This window comes from Candidatus Accumulibacter propinquus (genome assembly GCF_056856495.1).
Genome location: NZ_JBSEHC010000001.1, coordinates 322,452 through 338,244, shown reverse-complemented (window position 1 = coordinate 338,244; position 15,793 = coordinate 322,452). Strand labels below are relative to the sequence as shown.

The window sequence follows — 15,793 nt, the reverse complement described above, 5'->3', positions numbered from 1 at the left end:
CCCCTTCCAGCGATTCGGAAATCAAGGCTAATGCAATGATTTAGTTGGCTGTATTCTGAAAGCACAACAATTGGTACAGAATATGCTTATTCTTTGACGAAACCTGACTCGGAGGCACAAAACCCAGGGCCTAGATCGACTCGATTCTGCCCATCGGGCAAAAGCGTGATGAAGTCCGCAAGCACTCCGCTTGGTCAGCACTAAAATACATGGGTGCACAAATGAATCGGTCTCGGTATTGGCTTAGTGCCTGCAGCGGTGGAGACTGAAGTGAAATTCATCGATTCGTACCGGCGGGACGAGACAACTGACGAGGATGGCAAGATGGCTACCGAAAATGACGATACAAAGGAGCTGCTTTTGACACGGTTGGACCGCGTTCAGAGTCGTTCGGGAGAAGCTGCAATGAAGAGTACGGAAGCAGATGGCAACGCGTTACAGACCCTCGGGTCCTCGCCGACAAAAACAATGACCGGGAACCCCGTGCAGCTTGCCGCTGTGCAGCCTGACATCAGGAGAAGGCGCCTGGTTCGTGGTGTAGCGGCGGTTGCGCCGATGGTTCTCACCTTGCGTAGTGGCGCGCTGGCGGCTGCATCCTGCACCGGAGCAAAAATCATCTCCATCGACAGCAGTGGCCAGATCGATCGTGTCGGTCTCAATGATACCGACGTGTGCTTCACCGACCAGCAGGTGTGCACAGGATATCCTCTGAGCGGCCCCACCAAGATCGAATCAGGAACCCGCGTCGGTCAAATCGCCCCGACCTATCCCGGCGGTCCCTATGCTTGCGGCAACCTCAAGAGCACCAACGTGGCGATCCTCAGTTCAGCCAGCGCATCCTCCCTCACCGCCTGACAAGTTCTTGCGATGGGCAATTGCCCGGACGGGGAATGACCGGCGCCTGGACCCGTCCCAGCGGGCGGCTTCAGCTTCCGTAAGGCAGACTCGATGATGCTGGTGTCTGCTGGTCGCAGACTGCTGTGGCAGGAATGGGATGATCATTACCTGGTCTTTCAAGCTTCATCGGCCGAAACCCACGTTTTCAATGAAACCACGGCATTGATTCTGCGCTGCCTGGAAGAAGGTCCGCGGTCGGTTGCGGAGGTTAAAGCCTGGACCGAGGTCGCTCTCGACGCCGCGCCCGGCGAGTTGGGTGCCGACGAGTTTGACTTCGCGACGCGAAGACTCGAAGAACTGGGCCTGATTGAGTACCTGGACGAGACCGTTGCCACTCAATGATTATCGGTGACCTGAGTCGCCAGGAATTCCAGGAGCTCCTGGCGGGCAAGGGGCTGGGCATTCAATTCGGCCCCTTCAACCTCAGGATTCGCTCGAATCTCAAGTCTTTCGCCGCCCTCGCGTACCAGCTCTATGAGCCGTATCCCTTGCTCAACGCGGCGGTCATCAGCGACTTTCACGTCGACATGAACAGTCCGCCCGGACTACGCCGCTGGCTACGTCCACAGGCCTGTTTCGCCATCGATGGACATTCCCCTTTCGCCCCCTACACCGTGGAGCATGCCTTTCCAGCCCTGGAATGGGGCATCAACTGGTGTGTAGCCACGCGCGCGCATCACCTGCTGATGCTGCATTCAGCAGTGGTCGAACGCAACGGCCAAGCAATGCTCTTCCCGGCCTGGCCCGGCCATGGCAAGTCCACACTGTGTACCGCGCTGGTGCATTCGGGCTGGCGCCTGCTCTCCGACGAGTTCGGCCTGGTGCGGCCCGAGGATGGCATGTTGTTGCCCTTGCCGCGGCTGATTTCTCTGAAGAACGACTCCATCGACGTGATCAGACACTTCCGGCCGGAGGCGATCATTGGGCCATCGTTCCAGGCGACCCGCAAGGGCACAGTGGCGCACGTACGCCCCCCCGTGGACAGCATCAAACGAGCACAGGAGCCGGCCAGACCCCGCTGCTTCGTCTTTCCACGCTGGATCGCCGGGGCGCCGTTCACTCTGGAAGCCATGCCGAAGAGCCAGGCCTTCCTGATGGTCGCGACCAACGCCTTCAATTACGAGGTCCTGGACGAAATCGCCTTTCGTCTTGTCATCGACATGGTCAATAGCTGCGATTGCTACTCCCTGAGATACTCCAACCTCGACGAGGCAATGGCTGCACTCGACGAATTGTCCCGTTCCTTCGATGCCTAAGCTGGCCAACGCAACCCAACGCGCGCAGAAGCTGCTGCTCGAAGCCCTGAAGTCGCCGGAGAATCTGCCCGCGTTGCCACCAGCCGACTGGGAGTTGCTGCTGCGCGTCGCGCGTCGCGCCAGGCTGCTCGGAAGGCTGGAGTCCGACCTCTCGCGTGCGGGTCTGCTCGGGGACATCCCGCCCAGAGCGGCAAACCACTTGAAAGCTGCCCGCAACGTCATCGAGCATCGAAAAACCCTGGTGTCGTGGGAAGTAAACCGCATCGTCTGGGCGCTCAAGGGCACCCAGGTATCGCTGATCCTGCTCAAGGGGGCCGGCTATCTGCTGGCTGGGCTTCCCCCGGCACGCGGCCGGATCTTCGCTGACGTCGACCTCCTGGTACCCGAGGACCAGATCCGGGAAGTCGAGGACAGACTGATCGGCCGCGGCTGGTTCAAGACCCAGATCGACCCTTACGACGACCGATACTACCGTGTATGGATGCATGAAATCCCTCCGCTCCGTCATCAGGAGCGAGGCACCGAAATCGACATCCACCACCGACTCCTGCCGAGAACCAGCCACCTGAAATCCGACCCGGCACCGCTGTTCGCGGCGGCGCTACCACTTGCCGAGCCACGCCTGCGTGTACTCGCACCGACCGACATGGTGCTGCATGCGCTGGTGCATCTGTTTCTCGAGGGCGATCCGGACGAAGGTCTGCGCCTGCGAGATCTGGTCGATGTTCATGATCTGCTCTGCCACTTCGCTCAACAGCCCGGCTTCTGGGCCAACCTGGTGGCGCGCGCACATGAACTGGGTTTCGAACGTCCTTTGTTCTACGGGCTGCAGCATGCTCAGCGTCTGTTCGCCACGCCAGTCCCCGCCGAGACGCTGCAAAACCTTGCGAGCGCCGCGCCCCTCTGGCCGATCCGGAAACTGATGGAGAGCCTGATCAATCGGGCGCTGCTGCCTGGACATCCAGACCATCCCAGCCGCTCGACAAGCCTCGCCCGCTGGCTGATCTACGTGCGCGCCCACTGGTTACGGATGCCACCGATCCTGCTGACCCGGCATCTCTGGTTCAAGGCGTGGCTACGCTTTCGCGGCGTCCGCAAGCGCGTCGACCTCGCCCAACTCGACCTCAAACAGCAGTAGCCGGCAATCAGAGACGCTCGCCATGGCGCGGGTGCGAACATCGGAAGTCACTCACTGCAACACATGAGGCAAGTCGGGCAAGCCGTTACGACGAGCAACGGCTGCCTGCCTACGCAACGGGGAATTGAGCCTTTCGGGCCAAGTCTGATCGCCGGCATATGCCAACGTGGCTGCCAGTTAGTTCAGGACGCCTCTGTGCCCAGATTCGGGGATTTGGTGAATTCGGCTTACCGGAATCACCTGCCGCCTCGCTGGACTACGTCTCGGCTTGGCTCATGCGCCACCATCCAGCCGTTTATTTTTTGTACAGATCAACAGGCTGCTATTCCCCGTCGCAGCTGGCGCAGGACGAGCGACGGCATGCAGAACAGCACGCAGTTGCCGGAAAACACCGCCGCCCCTGGATCACTCAGACCACACTGGCAATGACTTCGGCGTAGAGATCGTGCTCGTCCGCGTCGAGCACGCGCACGCGCAGGAAATCTCCGGCCTCGGCGTCGAAGAAGTCATTGAGGAAAACCAGGCCATCGATTTCCGGCGCGTCTGCGGTGGACCGGGCGATCGTTCCCTCATCGTCCACCTCGTCGACCAGGACCTCGATTTCACGCCCGATCTTCGCCGCCAGCAACTCCGCGGAAATATCTTCCTGCAATTCCATCAGACGCTGCCGGCGCTCTTCGCGAACCTCGTCCGGAACCGCGCCGGAAAAGTCATTGGCGGCCGCACCGTCAACAGGAGAATAGGCAAAACAGCCAACGCGATCCAGACGAGCCTCGCTGATGAAAGCCAGCAGTTCTTCGAAATCGGCCTCGGTTTCACCGGGAAAACCGGTGATGAAGGTACTGCGAATCGTCAATTCGGGACAAACAGCCCGCCATGCGCGCAGGCGTTCGAGGTTATTCTCGGCACTCGCCGGACGCTTCATGGCCGTCAGGATACGCGCGCTGGCGTGCTGGAAGGGCACATCGAGATACGGTAGCAGCCTGCCCTCGGCCATCAACGGCACCAACGCATCCACGCTGGGATACGGATAGACGTAATGCAAGCGTACCCAGATACCCAACTCCGCCAAGGCCTCGCAGAGTTCGCGCAGCCGGGTTCGGACCGGACGACCGCCGACAAAGCCGGTTCGATACTTGACATCCACCCCGTAAGCACTGGTGTCCTGCGAGATCACCAGGAGTTCGCGCACACCCGCTTCGGCCAGGGTCCTGGCTTCCTGCAGCACGTCGCCGATCGGCCGGCTGACCAATGGGCCACGCATCGCCGGAATGATGCAGAAGGTGCAACTGTGATTGCAGCCTTCGGCGATCTTCAGGTAGGCAAAATGCTGCGGTGTCAGTTTGATGCCCTGCGGAGGGAGCAGACTGGTGAACGGATCGTGCGGCTGCGGCAAATGGGCATGCACGTGTTGCAGCACCTCGTCCGCCGCATGCGGACCGGTTACCGCCAGCACTTGCGGGTGCGCCTTGCGGATCACCTCTTCCCGGGCCCCCAGGCAGCCGGTGACAATCACTTTACCGTTCGCGGTCAACGCCTCGCCGATGGCATCGAGCGACTCCTCGACGGCGGCATCGATGAAGCCGCAGGTATTGACCACCACCAGATCGGCCCCTTCGTACGAAGGCGAGATCAGATAACCCTCAGCGCGCAGCCTGGTGAGAATCTGTTCCGAGTCAACAAGGGCTTTCGGGCACCCTAACGAGACGAACCCGACATTTTTCGGTTTGGACATGAACTACGGCTCAGATTGAAAGGGCAGAGTATACAGCCCCACTCGCCGCTCCGACCCGAAACCCACAACACGCTTCAGCAATCGCCGGCCTCATCTTCCCCAAAGAAGCCGGAAAACTCGTGGGCGTAGCAAGGCGGCGATGAGTATTGCGCGATCGACTCGCCTCGCGCGCACTCGCCGTTGTTCATGGGGACAGTTGTCGTATCGCCCGGAAGACAGTGAATCACGAACACCTTGTTGTCTTGGCCGTGATCGAGCAAGGTACGCCGCACCCGATCCTGCCAGATTGCTCCAAAGCGTCGCTGCTCCTCGGGATCGGCCTGCCCACTCAGGCTGCGCTGTAGCAGCAAGGCCATCGCAGGATCGCTGGGTACTTGTCGGACATGCGCGGCAACGTCAACATGAGCACCGGTATCGGTGCGTGTGAAACGCATGTCGAGCTGCAGGTCGACGTTGAAGAGCAGGAGGTTGCGCCGGTCGAAGCGTCCGGCCAAGCCTTTGAAACCCGTGTCGCTGGTCGCGCCAGTGAGCAGCGACACGATGTTCGCCATGACGCCAGTCACCCCGAACGTTCGATCTTCGCGAAATTCGACACGGATGCCGCCACGTTCCGGGAGTTCTCCGCGATACAGCGTGCCCAGCGCCCGGTAGGTCAGCCAGTACGCGCTCGCCACCGTCGGACACGAATGTCCGGCGAGCTTGACCGCATCAATGTAGCCGTACTCGATCACGCCATCCTCGACGGCGCCAAGGAACGCTGCGAGTGGGTCGCGCATTCTCAAGCGCGGTACGGCATCGAAAAACTCTGGGTAAGACATGGCATTCTCCTTGTTTACTCTGCCGAAGGCGTGGAAACCGAGGCGCAGTGCGAATTACTCGAAGCACACGGATGCCATGCCTGTCAGGGTTATCTGTTCAGCCGTCCTTTGCCGATCGAAGACCTGGCGTTGTTGCTGCCCGACAGTGCTGGATGATCGCCTCCAGCAGCAACGTCTGCACTCCCGGCGGCAGATCGTGCCCCATCCCCTTGATGATCTGCAGCCTGGCACCGGCAATCGATTTCGCCGTATCGCGTCCCGCTGCCGCCGGTAGCAGCGGGTCGTCGGCACCGTGGATGACCAGTGTCGGAGCGCGGATTCGCGCCAGTTCGCGACGCCGGTCGCCGGCGGCAATGATCGCCAGCAACTGCCGGCATTGTCCGCGCGGATCGTGTGCACGCGCCATGGCCCGCGCCAACTGCCGGCGCAACTCGACCTGATCGGTGGAAAAACCCGGACTACCGATGACCGCAAAAACGCGCAACAGCCGATCCAACTGACTTGCCGGGTCATCCGGCGCTGCCGGTCGGCGCAGCAACTCGCGCAGGGCCGCCGGCTTGCCGAAAGCCACCCTCCAGTTACCGGTGGCGGACATGATCGAGGTCAGGCTCAGCAACCGGTGCGGGTGATGAACCGCCATGCACTGGGCGATCATGCCGCCCATCGAAACACCCACCAGATGCGCACGTTCGATCTGCAGCGCATCGAGCAGGCCAAGCGCATCGTCGGCCATGTCGCGCAACCGATAGGGCGAGCGCACGGACAGCCCGAGCACGCCTCGTGCGATCGCCGGCAGGAGTCGGGGCGGCTGCGCCCAGGCGATATGCGTCGAGAGACCGACGTCGCGATTATCGAAACGAATCACCTGAAAACCCTGTTCGACCAGGCTGGCGCAGAAAGCGTCGGGCCAGGCGATCAGTTGCATTCCGAGACCCATGATCAGCAGGATCGCCGGCGCGCCGGGATCACCGAGGACCTCGTAGCAAATCTCGATACCGTTGACGCGCACCGTCGCCTGACCGGCGGTCGGCAGGACGGCGCTCACGGAGTCCGTGCCTTCGGCTGGGTGGGGACCTGCCTTGACTCCTTGCGTCGCGCCGCCGGGCGCCGAACATGCGCCGACTGCGGCTCCGCCGCCGGCAGATGCTGCAACTCGTCGTAGGCGGCAGTGAGGGCCCGCGCCAGCACCTGCACATCCGGAACGGCGGTGGCCGCGACCGTCAGGCCGAAGTCCAGCGCATCGCAGTAGCTGAAAACGGTGATGTTGAGGCCGAGTCCGTGCTCGACGATGCTCAAGGGCCAGCAGGCACGGATCCGGCCGCCCGCGAGATAGAGCGCCTGACGCGGTCCCGGCACGTTGGAAATCGCCAGATTCGCCAGCGGCGGCAACGCCTTCGCCAAACCCGAGCGGCCATACAGCGACGCCAGCCCACCCACGATCCAGGGGACCCCCAGCGACGGGAAGTCGGTCGGAATGATCGAGTGGGCACGCGTGGTCCAGTCCTTGGCGGCACCGGCGGCGGCCCGCACCGCATGCAGGCGCTGCAGCGGATCGGCCAGGTGAGTCGCCAGGCTGACCAGAGTCAGCGTCGCCTGGATACCCGTTGCGGTATCCCCGGCTGTGCGCAGCGAAACCGGCATGGTGGCAATCAGCGACCTGTTCGGCAAGCCACCATGTTCCTGCAGGTAGCGGCGCAAGGCGCCACTGCACAGCGTCAGCACGACATCGTTTACTGTCGCCTGGTGCCGGCAGGCAATCTCCCTGACGCCGGAAAACGGTAGCGTTAGCGCAGCGAAACCCCGCGCAGCGTCGATCGGACCGTTGAGAGTGGTCTTCGGACCAAGAAGCCTGCCCTGGCGCATGTCGTTCGCGGTGACCTGGCCCGCGGACTTGAGCATGCCGGCCAACACCTGCAGTGTCCGCGGGAGATGCCGGGCAAACTTCAGGCATTGCCCGGCGGCATGACCAAAAGCGGCGCCGAGCCGCTCTCTTGTACCGACAACTTCAGCCTCGCCGATGCCTTCCCGCCAGTCCGGCGGCACGGCGCGCGGCACGGCGCCGGAATCGAACAGCGCCGCGACCAGAGCCATGCCGGAGACCCCATCAAGCGCCGCATGATGGATTTTCAGGTACAGGGCAACCTCACCACCGGCCAGTCCTTCGATGATCGTCAACTCCCACAACGGGTATTGACGATCAAGCAGGGTCGAGTGCAATCCGCTGACACACGCCTCAAGTTCGCCGAAGCCGGCCGCTGCGGGCAGGACGATGTGGCGCAGATGCTGCGAGAAATCGGGGATGCCCCCGTCGATCCACACCGGGTTGGCCAGATTCAGGGGCATCGGCGCCAACCGGGAGCGAAAGAACGACGCCAGAGCAAGGCGCGGCAGCAGTTGTCGTCTGATCTCGCTGCCGAAATCCCCGGTTGCCGCAGGCGGCGGCTCGATCAGGTACAGAACCGCCACGTGCATCGGCGTGGACGGTGTTTCGAGGTGCAAAAACGCTCCATCCAGGCCACTCATGTTTCTCATTGGCAATCCCTCAACGCTGCCTCAACCTGCTGATGGCGGCGAGTCGTCACGCCGGAACGGCAGATGCGCAGCCGCCTGCTCGCGGTAGTCGGCGACCTGCCCACGCTGCAATGCCAGATGCCGGTCCAGCAACTGGCGCATGTACGGGTCGGCGATCCAGTGCGCCGAGTGCACCACGATCGGCGTGAAGCCGCGTGCGAGCTTGTGTTCGCCGCCGGCGCCGGGTTCGAAGCGCCGCAGGCCTTCGCGCAAACAATACGCAATGCCCTGATAGAAGCAGAGTTCGAAATGCAGACTGGGGTAGTGCTCGCGGCAACCCCAATAGCGCCCGTAGAGCGCGTCGTCGCTGCGGAAACAGAGGGCGACGGCCACCGGCTGACCGCGGTCGCGGGCGATGAATGCAACCATCCGTCGACCGAGGTTCGCCCCGAGTTCGGCGAAGCAGGCTGCAGAGAAAGCAGCGTGATTGTTGAATTTCTCGAAGGTGCTGGTGTAGAGCGCATGCAACAGCGGCCATTCGGCGGGCTCGATCTGATCACCATGGCGGGTCTCGACGGACAATCCGCTGTCCTGCACTTGCCGCCGTTCGGCTCTGACCTTGCGCCGCTTGGCGGCACTGAAAGTGGCCAGGTAGCCATCGAAGTCACCGCAGCCGGGGTCCTCCCAATGAAACTGAACATCATGGCTGAGCAACAGTCCGGCACGCTCCAGCAGCGGGATTTCGTCGTCACCGGGCAACGCCACGTGCCACGACGAAGCACCGGAGCGGATCGCCAGCGTGCGCGCGCCATCGATCAGGGCCTGCCGGATGGCAACAGCGTCCGGCCCCTGCCCGACCAGGATGCGCGGCCCGGCAACCGGCGTGTGCGGTATGCAGCTCATCAGCTTCGGGTAATACTGGCGGCCGATCTGCCGGTAAGCCGCCGCCCACGCCCAGTCGTAGATGAAATCGCCGTGCGAATGCGTCTTGCCGTACAACGGCAGCAGACCGACGACCGCACCCCGCTCGTCGCTTGCCACCAGATGCCGGGGGGTCCACCCCCAGGCGGGCGCTGCCGCCCCGTGGCGCTCGATGATTGCCAGAAAATCGGCATTGAGGAAAGGATGCCCGACCGGGCAAAGGCGGGTCCACGCCTCGCGTGCAACCGCATTGGCGGCAGGGATACTGCTGATCACGAGTGGCGACGGCAAGCCGGTCTCCGGACTGATTGGTGCAGCGCCCAGGGATCGGCACGAACGGGATCGGTCGCCGACGGCGCTGCCGACGCCTGATGTTGCCACAGCACGAAGCAGAATGACAACTGCGCTCCGGTCGAGCGCGATAGCGCATGCCTGACACGCAACAATCGCGCCGCGACGGGGAACGGAAGGAACTTCCCGATGATCGCATGGTCGAGTTTAACTTCAACAAACGCTCGAACCGACTTGTGCGGATCCTGGCAAGGGCGATGCGGCGGCGCGCTGGTCACTGCCTTGCAGCGGCAGCGCGCGATCCCTACTGTCTTACGGGGACAAACGAGGAGATGACAATCGCGCCCAATATTCTGGCTCTGGTCCTGGCAGGCGGCGAAGGCACCCGTCTGCATCCGCTGACCCAACACCGCTCCAAGCCGTCTGTTCCTTTCGGTGGCCGCTTCCGCATCGTCGACTTCGTGCTTTCCAACCTGGTCAATTCCAAGATCTTCGCCATTTACCTCCTGGTCCAGTACAAATCGCAGTCGTTGATCGAACACATCCGCCGCTCCTGGGTACTGGCCCCGATCTTCCCCGAGCAGTTCATCACCGTGGTTCCACCGCAAATGCGGGAAGGCCCGGAATGGTTTCAGGGAACCTCCGACGCGGTCTATCAGAACCTCGGACTGATCGAGAAGCGTTCTCCGGACCTGGTCGTGGTCTTCGGCGCCGACCACCTCTATCGCATGGATGTCCGCCAGATGGTTGCCTTCCACCTGCAACACGCTGCCGACGTAACCATCGCAGCTCTGCCGGTACCGATTGGCATGGCCTCGGCATTCGGGATCATCGACGCCGGCGGCGACGGTTGCGTGCGTGGCTTCCGGGAAAAACCACCCGATCCCACTTCCATGGCCGGCGATCCGACACGCGCCTTCGCGTCGATGGGCAACTACATTTTCACTACCGAGGTGCTGAGCACCGCGTTGCGCGAGGGTCACCACCTGGGTGAGAAGGACTTTGGCAAGGATCTGCTGCCGCGCCTGATTCAAACCAGGCGGGTGTTTGCCTACGATTTCTCCGGGAATCGCGTGCCGGGAACACGCGACTACGAGGAACGTGGCTATTGGCGCGACGTCGGAACGATCGATGCCTACTTCGCAGCCCACCAGGACCTCCTGGGTGCCGAACCGAAGTTCGACATGTTCAATCCCAAGTGGCGAATCGGTTCCAGCAACTATCAGGGACCATCGCCGAAGTTCGTGCATGCCGAAGTGGACAACAGCATCATCAGCTCCGGCGGTCTGATAAGAGGGGCCCGCGTCCGCAATTCGATCGTTCGTCGCGAAGTACTGATGGAAGAGGATGTCGAACTCGACGAGTGCATTGTCATGGACTACGCCGTCCTGCGCAAAGGCGTCAGACTCAGGCGCGCCATCGTCGACCGCTATAACACGATCAACGCCGGAGAGCGGATCGGCTACGACATGGACGCCGACCGGCGGCGGTTTACAGTCACCGACTCGGGCATCGTGGTCGTACCCAGAGGGGTGGGAACGGATACCCGTGCCGAGGAGATGGCATTCCGCTACCTCTGAACACAGCCGGCACTTGCCACCGGAACCGACAATGCCGTTTTCCCAATGAGCCGGTGCTCCCAGGCACCGTCCGCAGCGCCGTTCAATGGTTCGCCGTGCGCTCACCAAGCAGTTCTTCGAGCACGAAGGGCAGGATACCGCCTGACCGGTAGTAGCGAACCTCGATCGGTGTGTCGATGCGACACAGCAGTTGGCGCTCGAAACGCTGACCGTCAGCACGCGCAACCACCAGCGTGAGCTTCTGCATCGGCAGCAGCCCCGGGCCAAGGCCAAGGATGTCGAAGCTTTCGTCGCCGCGCAAGCCAAGTGACGCTGCCGAATCGTCGCCGACGAACTGCAACGGCAGCACGCCCATGCCGACCAGGTTGGCACGGTGAATCCTTTCGTAGCTGCGCGCAATCACCGCCCGCACCCCGAGCAGACGCGTCCCCTTGGCCGCCCAGTCGCGCGACGAGCCGGTGCCATACTCCTCGCCGGCAACGACGATGGTCGGCGTACCGCGTTGACGGTGGCTCATCGCGGCGGCAAAGACGCTTGTCTGCTGCCCGTCGAGCAGCGTGTAGCCGCCTTCCGGTCGGCGCCCCGCGGCATCGACGTGCAGCATCAGGTTGCGAATGCGGACGTTGGCGAAAGTGCCACGCATCATCACCTCGTGGTGGCCACGGCGTGCGCCGTAGGAATTGAATTCGGCACGGCTGACGCCCTGCTCCCTGAGCCATTGACCGGCCGGTGTCGCCTCGCCGAATGAGCCGGCCGGCGAGATATGGTCGGTTGTCACCGAATCGCCGAGCAGCAACAGCATGCGTGCCCCGCGGATGTCGCCTGCCAGTTCTTCGGGCAGTTCGAAGAATGGTGGGCGGGCGATGTAAGTTGATGGCGGCCAGTTGTAGACCTCCCCGACGGGCGCGGGAATGGCTTTCCACAGTTCCTGGTCGGCGGTCACGTCGGCGTACCGGCGGCGGAAGGTTTCGGGGTCGAGCGCGAACGGCAGCACGGCGTTGATTTCTTCCGACGTCGGCCAGACGTCACGCAGGTAGACCTCCCGGCCATCGCTGCCGACTCCCAGTGCTTCGCTGTCGAGGTCGATGTTGACCCGACCGGCAATGGCAAAAGCCACCACTAACGGTGGCGAAGCCAGGTAATTGGCGCGCAGGTTGGGATGGATGCGGGCTTCGAAATTGCGATTGCCCGAGAGCACCGCCGCGGCGATCAACTGGTGCTCGACGATCGCCTTGTTGAACGCCGGATCGAGGTCACCGGCGTTGCCGATGCAGGTCGTGCAGCCGTAACCGACGAGCGCGAAGCCGAGTTCGGCGAGCGGCGCCAGCAGACCGGCCTTGTCCAGATAATCGGTGACCACTCGCGAACCGGGCGCCAGCGAAGTCTTGATGTGCGGCCGCACGCGCAGGCCTTTGGCGACCGCCTTTCTGGCGAGCAGGCCGGCGGCGATCATCACCGCCGGATTGCTGGTGTTGGTGCAGGACGTGATCGCCGCGATCAGCACGTCGCCGTGGCCGAGATCGATGCCCATCCGCTCGGTCGGGTAGCGCTGCCCAAGGCTCGCGGCCGGACGGTCAAAGCCATCCGCGGCTTCGGGCGCGCTCAACAAGGCATCGAAGCGACTGGCCATGGCCGGCAGCGCGATCCGGTCCTGCGGCCGTTTGGGGCCGGCCAACGAGGGCACGATGGTCGACAGATCGAGGCGCAGGCTGCGCGAGTAATCGATCTGATCGGCACGCGGCATGCCGAACAGGCCCTGAGCACGGAAATAGGCCTCGAAGAGCACGCAATCCTCTTCGCTGCGACCAGTGGCGCGCATATAGTCGACGGTCTTCTCGTCGACCGGGAAGAAGCCCATCGTCGCCCCGTATTCCGGCGCCATGTTGGCCAGGGTCGCGCGGTCGGTCACCGACAGGCTGCCGGCACCCTCGCCGAAATATTCTACGAACGTGCCGACCACTTTTTCGCGGCGTAACAGTTCGGTCACCGTCAGCACCAGATCGGTGGCGGTAACGCCCTCGCGCAAACGACCACTCAATTCGACGCCAACCACGTCGGGCGTCAGAAAATACACCGGTTGACCGAGCATCGCTGCCTCGGCCTCGATGCCGCCGACCCCCCAGCCAACAACGCCAACGCCATTGATCATCGTGGTGTGCGAATCAGTGCCGACCAGCGTGTCGGGAAAACACAGCCGCCCGCTGCCAATGGCTTGCTGGCGCACGCCATGGAACAGGTGTTCAAGATTGACCTGATGGACAATGCCGACGCCGGGCGGCACGACGCGGAAGGTCGCGAATGCCTGCATGCCCCATTTCATGAACTGGTAGCGCTCACGGTTGCGCTCGAACTCCCGCGCCATGTTCTGCTGCAGGGCTTGCGACGTGCCGTAGTAATCGACCTGCACCGAATGGTCGACGACCAGGTCGACGGGCACCAGCGGCTCGATACGCCGCGGATCGAGCCCACGCGCCTGCGCCACATATCGCATCGCCGCGAGGTCGCAAAGCAGCGGTACACCGGTGAAATCCTGCAGCACGACGCGTGCGACGACGAAAGGAACCTCCTCGCTGCGCACCGCTCGGGGCTGCCACTCGGCGAGGTCGAGAATATGCCGCTCGGTAACTCGCTGGCCATCGCAATGCCGCAAGAGCGCTTCGAGCACGATGCGCAGCGACACCGGCAGGCGCGCCACCCGCCCGATATCGGCGGCAATCAAAGCCGGCAATGAATAAAACCAGGCCTCCGCCTGACCGGGAGGCATGAAACGCGACAAGGTACCGAATGGCGATTGGGGCATTACCGGCCTCCGAACAGGTCCGCACTTGACGTGGATACGCAAGTGACACCAGGCAGCGCTGCTCGTTCCCCGGCATGCGGCGCTTGCTGGCCACGCCGCAGCGCGCTTCGGTCTGGCCAGGGAAACGGCCAACGGCGCGGACTTGTCGTCGCATCGGCGACGCGATGCAGCCGACGCTCACCGCGCGATTGATTATGCTTGCCCGGGCGACCAGCGGTTGCCGACTATGGGCCACGTACGGATCTCGATCCTTGCCAACGCGGCGGTTGCCGACAATCGGCGATTGACGGCAACCGCCAGAAGCCGGGATACTCTCGTGTGTTGAATCTCATATTCCCCCGCCGCACGGCGATCATCGGGCGGCAGCCGACGATTCCCCGCGGATGAACGAGCGAGACTGCGAATGGCTGTAGCAGAGATGACCTTGGGCGATGCGTCGCTGATTACGCTCACCTTCCTGTTTACCGACATCGAGGGCTCGACGAGCCTTTGGGAGCGCGAGTCCGAAGCGATGCGTTTCAGTCTGCAACGCCACAACGTGCTGCTCTCCTCGGCCATCGAGCGCCACCGTGGCTGTGTCTTCAAGACTGTCGGCGACGCTTTCTGCGTTACTTTCGACGACGCCGCCGACGCGCTCAGAGCAGCTTGCCAGATCCAGACCAGCCTTGCCGCAGAGAAGTGGCCGACACGAGCCAGCCTGCGGGTGCGCGTCGCGCTGCACACCGGTCCGGCGTACCTGAGCCATGGCGACTATTTCGGCACGACAGTCAACCGCTGCGCCCGCTTGCTGGCGGTAACCCGCGGCGGGCAGACGCTGCTGACCTCGGCGACCGCAGGCCCTGGTGCGAGAATCCCTGTCCTCGGGCACCAGCCTGCGCGATACCGGCATGCTGCGCCTGCGGGACCTGCCGCACCCGGTGCATGTCTTCCAGCTCCTGCATCCCGGGCTGTCGCCCAGCCTGCTGGACATCAGCGACACCTCGGGCGGGAACAAGCTTACCGCTGAACCGATGGCCCGCTTCAAGCCAATCGATGTTTACGAAGTCCCGACCCTGCCGGCGATCGTCATGCAGGCGCTCAGGTTGCTGCAGGATCCCAACACCGATGCCAAGGCTGTGGAACGAGTGATCGTGCACGACCCGGCGATCTCGGCCAAGATCCTGCGAGTGGCAAACTCGGTGTTTTTCGGTTTCTCCCGGCGCGTCGCGCACCATCGCCGAAGCCGTGCGCGTCCTCGGCTTCACCAATGTGCAGGGCATGCTGATCTCGGTCGGCGCCTTCGACGCCTTCCGCACCGAGCGGCTGAACCTGAGTGGACTTCTGGAAACACTCGATCGCCACGGCGACAGCCGCACGTTTCCTTTCCCCGCAGGTGCATTGCGCCGCTGATGAAGCGTTCATGGCCGGCCTGCTGCACGACATCGGCAAACTGATCTTCGCTGTCCAGGCGGAATCGGCCTACCAACGGGTCCTCGAACTGCAGCATGGATCCGCTTTGAGCAGCCTTGAGGCGGAAAGGACACTGTTCGAGTTCACCCACCCCGAAGTGGGCGAAATGGTTGCCGAACGCTGGGATCTGCCGGCCAGGTACGTTGCCGGCATCGCCCACCACCACGATCCGGTTGCGGCCGGCGACGAGCGGCCGTTCTGTGCGGTGATCGGCCTTTCCGACCAGGCGGCGCACGCCGCCCTCTGCGTCCAGGGTCCGCCTGGCACGCACGACGAAGAGCGAACAGCGCTGCTCGAAACCCTCAACCTGAGCCCGAAGATTTGGGACGACTGTCTTCGGCATCTGCGCGAAGCGCAACCAAACATCGAGGCCTTTGTCGGGGCAATCCACTGAGAT

13 protein-coding genes and 2 pseudogenes are annotated in these 15,793 nt (G+C 63.0%); 9 read left to right on the top strand and 6 right to left on the bottom strand.

Annotated features, from left to right (window positions below; translation table 11 throughout):
• Positions 1–270: 270 nt before the first annotated feature.
• The 4 genes from AC15MQ_RS01505 (at position 271) to AC15MQ_RS01490 (ending at position 3,291) form a co-directional block, all read left to right on the top strand.
• Positions 271–855 (top strand): hypothetical protein, encoded by a 585-nt coding sequence (locus AC15MQ_RS01505; protein WP_287653151.1) that lies wholly within the window; start codon positions 271–273, stop codon positions 853–855.
• Between the two features lie 93 nt (positions 856–948).
• Entirely contained in the window at positions 949–1,239 is a 291-nt protein-coding gene (locus tag AC15MQ_RS01500; protein WP_287653152.1) for an HPr-rel-A system PqqD family peptide chaperone, read from the top strand.
• A complete protein-coding gene (locus AC15MQ_RS01495) occupies positions 1,236–2,153 on the top strand; it encodes an HprK-related kinase A (protein WP_287670611.1) in 918 nt (305 codons plus the stop codon). Before AC15MQ_RS01500 ends, AC15MQ_RS01495 begins: the two co-directional genes overlap by 4 nt.
• Positions 2,146–3,291 (top strand): nucleotidyltransferase domain-containing protein, encoded by a 1,146-nt coding sequence (locus AC15MQ_RS01490; RefSeq protein WP_483079105.1) that lies wholly within the window; start codon positions 2,146–2,148, stop codon positions 3,289–3,291. Before AC15MQ_RS01495 ends, AC15MQ_RS01490 begins: the two co-directional genes overlap by 8 nt.
• A 409-nt stretch (positions 3,292–3,700) precedes the next feature.
• Here the strand turns inward: AC15MQ_RS01490 and rimO are convergent, their stop codons facing one another.
• The 5 genes and pseudogenes from rimO to AC15MQ_RS01465 all read right to left on the bottom strand — a co-directional run bounded on the left by rimO (position 3,701) and on the right by AC15MQ_RS01465 (position 9,567).
• Entirely contained in the window at positions 3,701–5,026 is a 1,326-nt protein-coding gene (gene rimO / locus AC15MQ_RS01485) for a 30S ribosomal protein S12 methylthiotransferase RimO (RefSeq protein WP_483079104.1), read from the bottom strand.
• A gap of 218 nt (positions 5,027–5,244) precedes the next feature.
• Positions 5,245–5,844: pseudogene (locus AC15MQ_RS01480) on the bottom strand (hypothetical protein); the annotation flags it as partial.
• Positions 5,845–5,941: 97 nt separating this feature from the next.
• Entirely contained in the window at positions 5,942–6,889 is a 948-nt protein-coding gene (locus AC15MQ_RS01475) for an alpha/beta fold hydrolase (protein ID WP_483079103.1), read from the bottom strand.
• A complete protein-coding gene (locus tag AC15MQ_RS01470) occupies positions 6,886–8,376 on the bottom strand; it encodes a wax ester/triacylglycerol synthase family O-acyltransferase (protein ID WP_350496325.1) in 1,491 nt (496 codons plus the stop codon). The genes AC15MQ_RS01475 and AC15MQ_RS01470 overlap by 4 nt, the downstream gene beginning before the upstream one ends.
• Before the next feature lie 21 nt (positions 8,377–8,397).
• On the bottom strand, positions 8,398–9,567 hold the full coding sequence (locus AC15MQ_RS01465) for a GNAT family N-acetyltransferase (RefSeq protein WP_287670603.1): 1,170 nt from the start codon (positions 9,565–9,567) through the stop codon (positions 8,398–8,400).
• A gap of 332 nt (positions 9,568–9,899) precedes the next feature.
• Between AC15MQ_RS01465 and AC15MQ_RS01460 the strand changes: the two genes are divergently transcribed.
• On the top strand, positions 9,900–11,147 hold the full coding sequence (locus AC15MQ_RS01460) for a glucose-1-phosphate adenylyltransferase (protein WP_287670601.1): 1,248 nt from the start codon (positions 9,900–9,902) through the stop codon (positions 11,145–11,147).
• Between the two features lie 82 nt (positions 11,148–11,229).
• Here the strand turns inward: AC15MQ_RS01460 and acnA are convergent, their stop codons facing one another.
• Positions 11,230–13,947 (bottom strand): aconitate hydratase AcnA, encoded by a 2,718-nt coding sequence (gene acnA, locus AC15MQ_RS01455; protein WP_483079102.1) that lies wholly within the window; start codon positions 13,945–13,947, stop codon positions 11,230–11,232.
• Between the two features lie 403 nt (positions 13,948–14,350).
• Between acnA and AC15MQ_RS01450 the strand changes: the two genes are divergently transcribed.
• From AC15MQ_RS01450 to AC15MQ_RS01435, 4 genes and pseudogenes are all read left to right on the top strand, one after another.
• On the top strand, positions 14,351–14,953 hold the full coding sequence (locus AC15MQ_RS01450) for an adenylate/guanylate cyclase domain-containing protein (RefSeq protein ID WP_483079101.1): 603 nt from the start codon (positions 14,351–14,353) through the stop codon (positions 14,951–14,953).
• Positions 14,835–15,146, top strand: a pseudogene (locus AC15MQ_RS01445) (HDOD domain-containing protein); the annotation flags it as partial. The gene AC15MQ_RS01450 and the pseudogene AC15MQ_RS01445, both read left to right, overlap by 119 nt.
• Before the next feature lie 25 nt (positions 15,147–15,171).
• Complete coding sequence (locus AC15MQ_RS01440) at positions 15,172–15,336, top strand: hypothetical protein (protein ID WP_483079232.1); 165 nt, start codon at positions 15,172–15,174, stop codon at positions 15,334–15,336.
• Positions 15,260–15,790 carry an HDOD domain-containing protein gene (locus tag AC15MQ_RS01435; protein ID WP_483079100.1) on the top strand — a complete coding sequence of 177 codons (531 nt, stop codon included), beginning with the start codon at positions 15,260–15,262 and terminating at the stop codon, positions 15,788–15,790. The genes AC15MQ_RS01440 and AC15MQ_RS01435 overlap by 77 nt, the downstream gene beginning before the upstream one ends.
• Positions 15,791–15,793 lie beyond the last annotated feature (3 nt).